Here is an 11811-nt window from a genome sequence, read left to right as displayed (position 1 = left end):
TTTTTATATAAACGATTTATTTTCGAATAGTGAACAGAATAAGCGTTGCTTCGCCCCGAAAACTAATGCTGAAAGAAAAGCAGTTCAAAGGTCATCGCAACGTGGAGAAGCTGTGCGCGTGTACAAAAATCTTTACATGCGTAAAGAATATTGGAATAGTCTTTACGAAGCTGAAAAAATACGTCATATTGCGTTATCTATTATTGAATCGCACCCCGATTGTAAATTAACAGCTTCGACTGCCTCGGCACTTCTTGGGTATCAAGTTTCGAAAGATTATGACAGCGAAAAAAATTGCTATGATAATGCTTTTCTTAGCAAAAAGAAAAATTGTGTGGACGCAAGAGATACTAAAATTTATATTCGAAGCAACAAGCGAAAATCAAACAAGTATAACAATCAACTAAAAGTTATTCCTTCCGTAGGTTACGAACAGAATGGTATGAGCGATGATGTCCGCATTTTAACGCGTGAGAATAACAGTACTGGACAATTAATAAAGCTTCCGCATGCAAGCGATTGCGTGACTGAAGAAATAAAAAGTCACTTGGTAGATAAAAGCACTATGTTGTTTGACGTTGCTAATAATTACTCATTTAGATTTGCTTTGCCTATTTTCGATTCAGCAGCGCGAGATAATGTGAATTTAAACAGAGTGATCGAAATTTGCAAAAGCCGATACTGCGATTGCAAGAATAACTTGAGTGGCGTCGATTGTAATAGTGAGATTGCAAATAATAAAACGTGTGCGAATGGCAGTTTACACAAAAACCAACGTCATTATACAAGGGATTACGCTTATTTGGATGACTTGCGAAACTATGCAAAAACGAATGGTGGGACTAATTTTTCATTGTCTTTTAAGCAAATTTTTGAGTGTGAACAAAAAAAGTTGGCTAAATTATGTAAGCTTTGCTTCTTTGCAAATGGTCTTAGCGAGAACGCTGGTGAATCCTTAGCTCGGGGAACAATGATTAATTTAGGATTTATGATACCAGAATTACAGCGTGAGTTTGAGATTCCACATGTAAATTTGAAGTATCGTTGCGACTTTTTGTGGAGCCTGAATAATGGGGAGTTGATTGTTGGGGAGTTTGACGGGTATTCGAAATACTACATTGATACAGATGATGCGCAATATAAGAATGTGAATCTTAATTCTTCAGAAGACAATAAAAATTTATTCGAATCGCGAAACCAGAGTGTTATTCATAAGAATATCGACAAACAAGCGGAACGTGAGGTATTGCTTATGAAGGAATGTGGCGTAAATAAAATCGTGCGCTTTAATTACTCGGATATCCTTGATCCTAGGAAGCTTGAGAAGAAACTTGCAGCTGTTGGAGTGCCTAGAATTATTGGGAAATAGCCGATGCGTGCGTGTGCTGCGGAACTTTGCGCTTGATTCCGACCAAAACTTTACTCCTGTGTAAAGTTTTTGCCGTTTTTTAGCACGAAAACGACCTTTTCTTGACAACGCTGTAAAGTTTCTGCCGCTTTTTAGCACGAAAACGACCTTTCCTTTACTCCCGTGTAAAGTTTTTGCCGTTTTTTGGCGTGTAGCCGACCGAAACTTTACGCCGCTGTAAAGTTTCTGCCGCCTGACACCATCGTTTAAGCGCGTAACTCTCGTCGTCACGAGCGTGCTGTAAAATAGCAAAGTTGTGTGCGGTTTTGGTGCTTGTCATCAAACATATCGCGCATATTTTGCAAACACACTCCTGCTGTGGAAGGTCCACAGCCGATAGTCCGAAGGAGGTGGGTGATGTCTGCACATAAGTATGAACTGATGTTCATTGCAAATCCTGAGCTGGATGAGCACGGTCTTAAGAAGTTGACCGAGCAGTATCTTGAGCTTGTCACCAACGAGGGCGGTTCCGTTGACGGTACCGATTACTGGGGTCGCCGCAAGTTTGCCTACGAAATTGAAGGCAAAACCGAAGGTAACTACGTTGTGGTGAACTACACTGCCGAGCCATCTGTAAGTGACGAACTTGACCGTGTTTTGAACCTTAACGAATCTGTAATCCGCACGAAGATTCTTCGCAAGGACGCTAAGTAAAAACTAGCAAAACTAAGTAAGCTCTAGTGAATTAAATAAAAACTAGTTAAGCTAAATAAATACGTAAACAACCGCGCATAAGTTGCGCACAAAATTGCCAGTAATTGCTAACTAACATGCGATTACGAGTAAAGCGAGAAAGAAAAGGCACGATATGGCAGGTGAAACAATTATTACCGTCGTGGGAAATCTCACTTCGGATCCTGAATTAAGGGCACTTTCCAACGGTGCTTCTGTTGCGAGCTTTACCATTGCATCCACACCTAGAACGTTTAATCGTAATACGAATCAGTTCGAGGATGGGCCTGCATTATTTATGCGTTGCTCAGCGTGGAGAGACTTGGCAGAACATTGTGCAAACAGCCTTTCTAAAGGCATGCGCGTGATTGCTCAAGGCAGGTTGTCGCAGCGTTCGTATCAAGCGCAAGACGGCTCTAATCGCACAGTTGTTGAACTTACAGTTGACGAAATTGGTCCATCTTTGCGTTATGCAACTGCGCAAGTTAACCGCCAAAGCTCTTCAACAGGTTTTGCTGGTGGCTCGCGTGCAGCAAATGCTGCTGGTGCAGGTTATGCTGGCGGAGCAAATTATGCTGCTAGCCAGACTGCTTCTCAGCATGCCGCAAGTTCTTCAGCGGCTGATCCGTGGAGTGCTGCTGCGCCAACAAACGATAGTTTTTCAACTTTCGGTGCCAATTCTGATTTTGGTGGCGATTCTGAAGAACCTGAGTTCTAGCGTTTTAGTTGAGCTATAGATAGCGTATTTATTTGTTTATTTATGCACTTATTTACGCGCTTACTTAATCCTTATAAATACATCATCAGTTAAATGTTATGCGAACAAAAAGCATAACGGATTTGAGAGAGGACATCTTATGTCACGCAAAAGGCCGCAACCACCGGTCAAGCCTTTCAAAAAGAAGCCAAATCCTTTGAAGGCTGCCAAGATTACTGAAATTGATTATAAAGACGTTGCTTTGCTGCGCAAGTTCGTTTCTGACCGCGGCAAGATTCGTTCCCGTCGTATCACCGGCGTAACCGTGCAGGAACAGCGCAAGATCGCGAAGGCAGTGAAGAATGCTCGCGAAATGGCTTTGCTTCCTTACGCCACTACCGGTCGCTGATTGAGAGGATAGGAATATGGCTGAAACCAAGGTTATTCTTACCAAGACTGTTGCCAACCTCGGTCACTCTGGTGACGTTGTTGAAGTTAAGGCTGGCTATGCACGCAACTACCTGATTCCTCAGGGTCTTGCTTTTGCATGGAACAAGGGTGCTGCTTCCCAGATTGAAGCAATGCGTCGCGCTCGTCTTGCCAAGGCTGTTGCCACTCGTGAAGAGGCAGTTGCAGCTAAGGCTCAGATTGAAGGCACCGTTGTGGAGCTTTCTGCTAAGGTTTCCGAATCCGGCAAGCTTTTCGGTGGCGTTTCTGCCGATAAGATTGCTGCTGCTTTGGCTTCCAAGGCTCAAGTTGAGGCTCGCGCAATTAAGGTTGCTACTATTAAGACCACTGGTGAGTTCCCAGCAACCGTAACGTTGCATCCGGAAATCACCGCTTCCTTCACTGTTAAGGTTGTGGCTGAGTAAGTAGCTTTGTGAATTTTACAAAACATGTTGCAGCAAGCAGATTCTTGCTTTTAGTGGTTTTCTGCTTGTAATACATGTGGATTGAACTTAAGCATTAACTCTGCGTTTGCGTTGTATTGAGTTTTCTCATTGCGATGCTGCGCAGAGTTTTTTTATTGCTGCGCGCTGGTCGGTTTTACATTTCTATTCCCCGCGTGACCTTTTCTTTACAAGCGTGTAAAGTTTCTGCCGTTTTATTGCCTTAATCCGACCGAAATTTTACACTCGTGTAAGGTTTCTGCCGTTTTTCTGCCATTTTGCGACTTTTTCTTTACAAGCGTGTAAAGTTTCTGCTGTTTTATTGCTTTAATCCGACCGAAACTTTACACTCGTGTAAAGTTTCTGCCGTTTTCCAAATGTGAATGTGTTGTAAGTGTCACGTGCGTAACGTAGTTTTTTAAGTTTTACTCGACTAAATTAGAACAGTTGGAAAATTGCGAAATTATAAAGGAGATGCAAACTGTGCTGGAAAGCAAATATGAACTGGCTGACGAGCTTAGTATGAACGCAAAAGCGCAAGATGCCAACATATCTGCTATTCGCAATGACGAAGAGTATGCTTGTAAAAATTCCGTAAGCGCAAATCTTGAAAACGCAATAAAATACAGCAATCACAAAGGTTATGGCGAAACTTGCGCGAAGGTTATTCTTTTTGGCGAACATTCCGTGGTTTATGGCCATTCTGCAATAGCTTTGCCGCTTAAAAACTTGCGTATGCGCGCTGTTGTAACTAGTTGCAATGAATCTTTAGCACCTGTTTCGTGTGAATCTTTATCTTCTACATCAAGCGAATCTTTAGCATCTACGACGAATCTCGATTCACATATAACTCTTTCATGCCTTGACTTTACTGGCAAACTTTCCGAAATTCCTACGCGCTTTAATAGCATACGAACAGCAATTCGCGCGTCGCTAGAGTTTGCAGGGTGGAGCGGTGAGAATTTGCACATTTTTACCGAGTCTGATTTTCCAGCAGAACGAGGTCTTGGTTCGTCTGCGGCAGCTGCCGGTGCTGTAATTCGTGCGATTCTTGACTATTATGGCGTTGCAGCTAGCAATGATGAGATTTTTAAGTTGACGCAGACTGCTGAGTGTGTGGCTCACGGATGTTCTTCAGGCTTGGATGCCACTGCAACTGCTGCTTCCTGGCCTGTGCGTTTTAGTCGTGGCTGTTTTGATCGCATGGAAATTAACATGCGTGCGTGGCTTGTTTTGGCGGATTCTGGATGCAAAGGAATGACTCGCGAAACAGTTGAAGCTTTACGTTCTCGTTTAGAATCGAATCCTGTTGAAGTTGGAGCGCAGCTCAATAAATTGGGGGAGATTGCGGCTGTTGCAGAAGATGATTTGGCGTTTGGCCGTATTGAAAATATGGGTAAGCAAATGACTTTCGCACACCGTATTTTGGCGGATTTGGGCGTAAGTACTGCAAAACTTGACGCCTTGGTAGATGCTGCTTGTCAGCATGGCGCGTTGGGTGCAAAACTTACCGGTGGAGGTGGTGGAGGATGTGTCATTGCGCTGGCTGATAGTGAGGATGCTGCTAAGCGAGTGAGTGAAGCTTTTAAAAATGCCGGTGCTTGCGATACGTGGGTTGTAAATATAGGTGATTCTGCAATAAATTGAATCTTATTTTTACTTGAAATGTAGCATAAACTTTACAGTTGTTTAAAGAAAAGAAGCTTGTGCGCACTGTTTTGCTAAAATATTGCTTAGCACATTAACAAACGAGAATTACTTATCTGCCGCAAGAGGAACAGCATGCAAAATGTTGAAATTCAGCCAAAAATAACGTTTGACGCTAGTCTTTCACCCAACTCAGCTTTTGCTAAAGCAAACGCGAATATTGCGCTGATTAAGTATTGGGGTAAGCGCGATGAAAAGCTGATTTTGCCTTATACTTCCTCGCTTTCGCTCACCCTTTCGGATTTGTCTACAACTACAAGCGTAAGTTTTGCGAATAATCTTGAACAAGATACTTTTACTTTAGATAATGAAAAGATTTCGCCGTCTGCCAAAACTTTTCGTCGCGTAGTCGCTATGCTCGATTTGGTGCGTGAAATTGCAGGAATTTCAATGAAAGCAAGCGTTATTTCGCATAATATTGTGCCAACTGCTGCTGGTCTTGCGTCGAGTGCGTCTGGTTTTGCAGCTCTTGCGTCTGCTGCCTCGTACGCTGCTGGATTAAACCTAACTCCACGAGAACTTTCTAGACTTGCAAGACGTGGTTCTGGTTCAGCTTGTCGTTCGATTTTTGGAGGACTTTCAATTTGGCATGCAGGTTGCGACGACGAAACGTCTTATGCAGAGCCTATTGAAAACGCACAAGTTGCGCTTAAAAATTTAAACCTTGCTATGATTGTCGTCACTTTGGACGATAGCAAAAAGCCGATTTCTAGCCGAGAAGCGATGCGCAGAACGGTTGAAACTTCGCCAACGTATATGCAATGGGTTGAGCAGTCGAAGGACGACCTTGAAATTGCTAAAAACGCAATTCAGCGAGCAGATATTGAGCAATTGGGTGAGGTTGTTGAACGCAATGCTTTTGGAATGCACGAAACTATGCATAATGCTGTTCCATCGGTGAATTATTTGACTAGTAGCACGCATATTGTGCTTGAAGCGGTTAAAAATATGCGAAAAGATGGTTGGCTGGTGTGGTCTACGATGGATGCTGGTCCGAATGTGAAGGTGCTTACTTCTGGAGATGATGCTTATCGTGCGATGTGTCAGTTGCGCTCGCGAGTTGAAGATGGTTTGCGTAATTCTAGCGTTTTTTGTAATACAGAATATTGCGAGCCGAAATTTGCGATTGCGCTGCCAGGTGACGCTGTGACGGTGAGTACGAGTTTAAAATAGGCGGATAATATGACTCAAGTGCGCTCTAGTGCCCCAGGAAAGCTTTATATTGCGGGCGAGTATGCTGTTGTTGACGGCTGTGCTGCAATTGTTGCTGCTGTTAATCGTTATGTGACGGTTAGTGTAAGTGATGAAACTTTAAACGAAGAGTTACGCGAAAATTTGCAGAAAAATGCGCCTAGTAGCAGAAATTATTGTGGTGTGATTACCTCAGATGGCGAAAAATATAAACCGCTTCTTTGGTCGCGTGCATCCGACGGAAGTATTGAAATACAAAACGACGGAAAATATGCTTATGTGCTCGCTGCAATGTGCGTAGTCGACGCTTATGCTAGTGAGGAATGTGCGCCAAATATTAACCGCAAAAGTTACAATGTGTATATTTCTAGCGAACTTGATGATGTAAAAACTGGTAGAAAATACGGTCTTGGATCTTCTGCTGCGGTAACTGTTGCGGTTATTCGCGCGTTGTGCAAATGGTATGATTTGAATCTTTCGACTCCAGAAATTTGCAAGTTAGCGTTAATTGCGTCGTCGAGTGTTAAAAAATCCGGAAGCGGTGGAGACGTTGCTGCCAGCTCTTATGGCGGTTGGATTATGTATCGCGCGTATAACCGCGAGTGGCTTGAAGCTGAGCTTACGCTAGTAAAATCCGGATGCTCTGATTTCAGTGAGTTGTTGCACAAAAAGTGGCCGCGACTGGAAGTTAAGCGTTTAAATGTAGATAAGTCGCTAAAACTTTTAGTCGGCTGGACTGGTTCTCCTGCGTCTAGCGCAAAGCTAGTAAGTAGCGTAGAAAGTAGCGTTAAAACTAGTACGGAAAGTAGCGTTGAAAGTAACGCTGAAAATAACGTTGAAAGTAACGTCGAAACTAGTGCTTTTGACAAAAAAATTAAATCTTTTACTTACGAAGATTTTTGCAAACAAAGTGAGATTTGCGTGCAAAAACTTGCGCGCGCAATTGAAAAGTTTGAAATAAGCGAAATCTATAGCGGTTTTGCTCAAAATCGTGCGTTGTTGCAAAAATTAAGTGCTCTTACTGGAACTGTTATCGAAACGCGTGAACTTACAAAATTTATTGAAATTGCGACTTGTGCCGGTATTCCTGCAAAAACTAGCGGTGCAGGCGGAGGAGATTGCGCAATTGCGCTGTCGACAATTTATGACAATAATGTAATTGAAACTATGAAATCTACTTGGGAAGCCAATGGAATAAAGCCATTGAATATTGATGTTACGGAAATTTTTGGAACTGGTAAGCCTTCTGAAAATATTGTATTAGACGCGTTTGCTAAGCGTAACGAGCTTAATATGCAATCTGCTCAATCTTGCATAATACAAAACCGAAAAGACGCGCATATTGCGCTTGCGGACAAGCAGTATAAAACTCGTGCAGATTCAGATTTTGACAAAGTGCGTTTTGTGCCGAATGCTTTGCCGCAAGTTGCGCTTGAAGAAATTGACGATAGCGTGAGCGTGCTAGGAAGTGAAGTATGCGATTCTGTGCGTTGGTGCTCGCCGATATATATTAACGCAATGACCGGCGGAAGTGATGCTGCTAAAAAAGTGAATGCAAGTCTTGCTAGAGTTGCTGCAAAAAATTCTGTTGCTATGGCGAGTGGATCTTTGAGTGCTGCTCTTCGAGACGAAACTTTACTCAGCACTTTCAGTGTCATAAGAAGCGAAAATCCACATGGATTTGTGATGGCAAATGTTAGCGCTGGAACTAGTGCGTCTGATGCATTGCGTGCTGTAAACATGATTCATGCGAATGCGTTACAAGTGCATTTAAATGCTGCACAAGAGTTGGTTATGCAAGAAGGCGATCGCGATTTTCGAAATTGGTTGTGCAATATTGAGTCTATTGTCAGTGCGTGTGAAGCTTTAAAGGTGCCTGTGATTGTGAAGGAAACTGGATGCGGAATTTCTGCTAAAGATGTTCAGCGTCTTAAAGATGTTGGAGTGCGCACTGTAGATGTTTCTGGTCGTGGCGGAACTAATTTTGTAACGATAGAAAATGCTCGCAGGAACTTAGGCGACTGTGATTATTTGGCTGATTGGGGTCTTACTACTGTTGAGTCGCTGGTTGACATACGCAAGTGTGATTCGTTAAAAAATATGGAAGTTTTCGCAAGTGGAGGAGTTCGCACGCCTTTGGATGTTGTGCGCGCGTTGGCTTTGGGTGCTTCTGCAGTTGGTGTCGCTGGCGAGTTTTTGCATACGCTTATGCATGAAGGTGAGGATGCGCTTTCTTTGCAAATTGATAACTGGAAGAAGCAAATTAGGGTGATTATGGCTCTTCTTGGATGCAAGACAGTCAAGGATTTACAAGAAAAGACTGAGTTCGTGCGCGCGGATTGTCTTGGTAAGTGATATACTTGTGTAGTTGTGCGTTCAAGCGTGCTTATTTGTTTATGCAATGTGCGTAAGTAATTTGCGTAAGTAGTTCGTGTGTTTGAATGACGCAAGACTTGCAAGTCAAAGAAAATAGGAGTCCATTATGGCAGCTCGTTGCGCAGTATGTGGCAAGGGACCGCAGACCGGTTTCAGCGTTTCACATTCGCACATTCGCAATAAGCGCACCTTCCGCCCGAACCTTCAGCCGGTTCGCACCACCATTGATGGCGAAAACGTTCGCCTTCGTGTGTGCGTAAAATGCATTAAGGCAGGCAAGGTTCAGCGCGTTGAGGCGTGAATCGCGTGTTAAATGTAAGGCCCTGAGCAGTGCTCGGGGCTTTTTTGTATTTGCATATTTTTTCGCGCGCACGTTATATTCCTGATTGCGGATGATTTATAATCGAAGTATGCTAAATACGCCCACGAACTCAGCCAAAATGCATACTTCGCTTTCTACGATAATCAGCAATAAGCGACGCGTTTCTGCATTAAAATCTTTGGGCATAGTCACAGTCGAAGACGCGTTAACTTACTACCCGTTTAGAGTTACAAGTCCACTGAGAATTGCGAACTTAAAAGATGTAAAAATTGGCGAAGAAGTGGCTTTCTATGCGCAAGTCCAGTCAATTAACGTTGTGCCTATGAACGCTCGTCGTGGTTTTAGAATCGAAATTAACGTTTTGCAAGATATGCAAGCAGTAGCTCAACTTATTTATTTTTCTAAAAATCGTCAATACGCTCAGTGGCTTTCTGCAAAGATGCATGTTGGCGAAATGGTTGTTGTTGGCGGCACATCTAGCGCTTTTAATGGTAAATTGCAATTTACGCATCCTCAAATTTTAACCGTATCTGCTGTAGAAGAAAGCGATAGCTTACATCAATCTCGCGATACTGTAAGAAGTGTGGAAGATGGTTTGGCGCGTATGAGTGCTCCTATGCCTGTGTATCATGCCAATTCGCGAATCTCTAGTGAGCATATTCACGAAACTATACTTTCTATACTTTCTGCACTTTCTAAAGATTCTAAAGATTCTGAAGATTTCGCAGCTTCCGCAGATTCTAAAAATTCCGCAGTTTGCACTACTGAATCCCTGCAAATCCCAAATATTACGCCTGAATCAGTGCTAAAAAAACGTAACCTCATGACTAGAGCGTCAGCAATATACTCAATTCATAATCCGCAATCAGTTGACGAATTTTACAAAGCTGTTGACTCGTTGCGCTATGAAGAAGCTTTTATTTCCCAAGTAGCTGTATTGCGATCTCGTGAAGATTCTAAAGATAATCAAGCAAAATCCTGTAATAATTCTCTTATAAGAAATGAATTTGTGGAAAGTTTGCCGTTTGAGCTTACTGCAGGTCAAAAAGATGTAATTGATGAGATTGTACGTGACATGCGTGAGCGCCATCCGATGCGTCGCTTGCTTCAAGGTGAAGTTGGTTCCGGAAAAACAGTTGTTGCGCTCGCTGCAATGCTTGAGGCAGTTGGATCAGGATATCAGGCTGTGCTTGTGGCTCCTACTCAAGTTCTGGCGTCTCAACATGCCGAAAATTTGCGCCAAATGATTGCGCGCGCGAATCTAAAAGTGCCTGTAATCGTAGTAACTGGCGGCATGAGACTTGCGGATCGCAGACGTGCGCTAGCGAGTGTTGCAAGTGGGGAGCCTTCGCTTATTGTTGCAACTCATGCAGCGTTCTCGTCGACTTTTAAGCCGACTAATTTAGCTTTGGTAATTATTGATGAGCAACATCGTTTTGGTGTTGAGCAGCGCGATGTTTTGTTACGCAAAATGAGTGTAGATCCGCATGATAGTGCTGAAAAGTCTTTTACACCGCATCTTTTAGTAATGACTGCAACGCCTATTCCGCGCTCTGCTGCTATGACGTGGTTCGGTGATTTGGATGCTTCATATTTAACTGAATTGCCTGGAGGCAGAAAACCTATTCGCACTTTTGTTGTACAAGAATCGGATGCGAATACTATGGCGAGAATGTTTGCGCATATTCGTGCTCGCATTGATGCAGGTGAGCGTGCGTATGTTGTTTGCGCGCATATTGATGATGATTTTAATGAGGATTCTGGTAGGGATTCTGCTAGTGGTTCTGCTAGTGGTTCTGCTAGGGATTTTGATAGCGATGAATCTGAAGGTTTTGAAGATGTTTCGCAATCTGTGCAATCTAATCAATTTGAAGAAAATAGCGCAGATTCTTTGCGTAAACTTCACACAGTTAACGGCATTTTGAAGCGGCTTTCAGCTTTGCCGCAATTTAAAGGCGTTACTTTTGCTAAGCTTACTGGTCGCGACGATGATGCTACAAAACGCGAAACGATGGAACATTTTGCACGCGGAGATGTGCAAGTTCTTGTTGCTACAACGGTTATTGAGGTCGGTGTTGATGTGCCTCAAGCGAGTTGCATTGTGATTTTTGACGCGGATCGTTTTGGCCTTGCGCAATTGCATCAGTTGCGTGGACGTGTTGGGCGTGGTGGCACGAATTCTTGGGCATTTTTGGTTGCGCAAACTGAGGATGGAAGTCTTGCTCAAGAACGTTTGCAAGTTGTTGAAAATTCGCTAGATGGTGCCATAATTGCTAAAAAAGATTTGGAATTGCGCAATGTTGGCGATGTTCTTGGCGATAAGCAGTCGGGTGGTCGCTCGAGTTTGAAGATTTTGCGAGTTGTTAAGGATGCAAAGATTATCGCTATGGCTCGTGAAGATGCGTTGGAGACTTTGCAAAAAGACGCTCATCTTGTTTCGTTGCCGTATCTTGCAGGTGCAGTGCTTGATTTTACGAGAGGCGGAAGTACGCAAATCGTAAGCAATTAAAATTCTAAAGTTCTGAATTTGCTCGCAAAATATCTTATA

General features: G+C 43.1%; 10 protein-coding genes. All 10 read left to right on the top strand.

Annotated features, from left to right (window positions below; genetic code table 11):
- The first annotated feature begins 136 nt into the window (after positions 1-136).
- Positions 137-1369 (top strand): AMP-dependent synthetase, encoded by a 1233-nt coding sequence (locus A5294_RS05195; protein ID WP_231880200.1) that lies wholly within the window; start codon positions 137-139, stop codon positions 1367-1369.
- Between the two features lie 396 nt (positions 1370-1765).
- A complete protein-coding gene (rpsF, locus tag A5294_RS05190) occupies positions 1766-2062 on the top strand; it encodes a 30S ribosomal protein S6 (RefSeq protein WP_004574062.1) in 297 nt (98 codons plus the stop codon).
- A gap of 154 nt (positions 2063-2216) precedes the next feature.
- Entirely contained in the window at positions 2217-2798 is a 582-nt protein-coding gene (locus A5294_RS05185; RefSeq protein ID WP_064340624.1) for a single-stranded DNA-binding protein, read from the top strand.
- Positions 2799-2937: 139 nt separating this feature from the next.
- On the top strand, positions 2938-3186 hold the full coding sequence (rpsR, locus tag A5294_RS05180) for a 30S ribosomal protein S18 (protein ID WP_004105399.1): 249 nt from the start codon (positions 2938-2940) through the stop codon (positions 3184-3186).
- 16 nt (positions 3187-3202) lie between these two features.
- Positions 3203-3649 (top strand): 50S ribosomal protein L9, encoded by a 447-nt coding sequence (rplI, locus tag A5294_RS05175; RefSeq protein WP_004105397.1) that lies wholly within the window; start codon positions 3203-3205, stop codon positions 3647-3649.
- Between the two features lie 501 nt (positions 3650-4150).
- Positions 4151-5314 carry a mevalonate kinase gene (gene mvk, locus A5294_RS05170; RefSeq protein ID WP_101892196.1) on the top strand — a complete coding sequence of 388 codons (1164 nt, stop codon included), beginning with the start codon at positions 4151-4153 and terminating at the stop codon, positions 5312-5314.
- A gap of 135 nt (positions 5315-5449) precedes the next feature.
- Positions 5450-6547: a diphosphomevalonate decarboxylase gene (gene mvaD, locus A5294_RS05165; RefSeq protein WP_004574055.1), complete on the top strand. Its 1098-nt coding sequence runs from the start codon at positions 5450-5452 to the stop codon at positions 6545-6547.
- 9 nt (positions 6548-6556) lie between these two features.
- Positions 6557-8920 carry a type 2 isopentenyl-diphosphate Delta-isomerase gene (gene fni, locus A5294_RS05160; RefSeq protein WP_064340623.1) on the top strand — a complete coding sequence of 788 codons (2364 nt, stop codon included), beginning with the start codon at positions 6557-6559 and terminating at the stop codon, positions 8918-8920.
- Between the two features lie 127 nt (positions 8921-9047).
- Positions 9048-9242 (top strand): 50S ribosomal protein L28, encoded by a 195-nt coding sequence (gene rpmB, locus A5294_RS05155; protein WP_004105392.1) that lies wholly within the window; start codon positions 9048-9050, stop codon positions 9240-9242.
- 91 nt (positions 9243-9333) lie between these two features.
- Entirely contained in the window at positions 9334-11772 is a 2439-nt protein-coding gene (locus A5294_RS05150; protein ID WP_064340622.1) for an ATP-dependent DNA helicase RecG, read from the top strand.
- Positions 11773-11811 lie beyond the last annotated feature (39 nt).

The sequence above is a fragment of the Gardnerella sp. 30-4 genome, assembly GCF_001641215.1.
In the GTDB taxonomy this organism is placed as follows: domain Bacteria; phylum Actinomycetota; class Actinomycetes; order Actinomycetales; family Bifidobacteriaceae; genus Bifidobacterium; species Bifidobacterium leopoldii.
Note: the sequence above shows the minus strand (reverse complement) of the source record. Positions and strands in the feature narration are given on the sequence as shown.

Excerpts from the sequence above, each read along its gene's own strand:
- A5294_RS05195 (WP_231880200.1), top strand. The coding sequence starts at position 137 with ATGCGTAAAGAATATTGGAATAGTCTTTACGAAGCTGAAAAAATACGT.
- rpsF (WP_004574062.1), top strand. The coding sequence starts at position 1,766 with ATGTCTGCACATAAGTATGAACTGATGTTCATTGCAAATCCTGAGCTG.
- A5294_RS05185 (WP_064340624.1), top strand. The coding sequence starts at position 2,217 with ATGGCAGGTGAAACAATTATTACCGTCGTGGGAAATCTCACTTCGGAT.
- rpsR (WP_004105399.1), top strand. The coding sequence starts at position 2,938 with ATGTCACGCAAAAGGCCGCAACCACCGGTCAAGCCTTTCAAAAAGAAG.
- rplI (WP_004105397.1), top strand. The coding sequence starts at position 3,203 with ATGGCTGAAACCAAGGTTATTCTTACCAAGACTGTTGCCAACCTCGGT.
- mvaD (WP_004574055.1), top strand. The coding sequence starts at position 5,450 with ATGCAAAATGTTGAAATTCAGCCAAAAATAACGTTTGACGCTAGTCTT.
- fni (WP_064340623.1), top strand. The coding sequence starts at position 6,557 with ATGACTCAAGTGCGCTCTAGTGCCCCAGGAAAGCTTTATATTGCGGGC.
- rpmB (WP_004105392.1), top strand. The coding sequence starts at position 9,048 with ATGGCAGCTCGTTGCGCAGTATGTGGCAAGGGACCGCAGACCGGTTTC.
- A5294_RS05150 (WP_064340622.1), top strand. The coding sequence starts at position 9,334 with ATGATTTATAATCGAAGTATGCTAAATACGCCCACGAACTCAGCCAAA.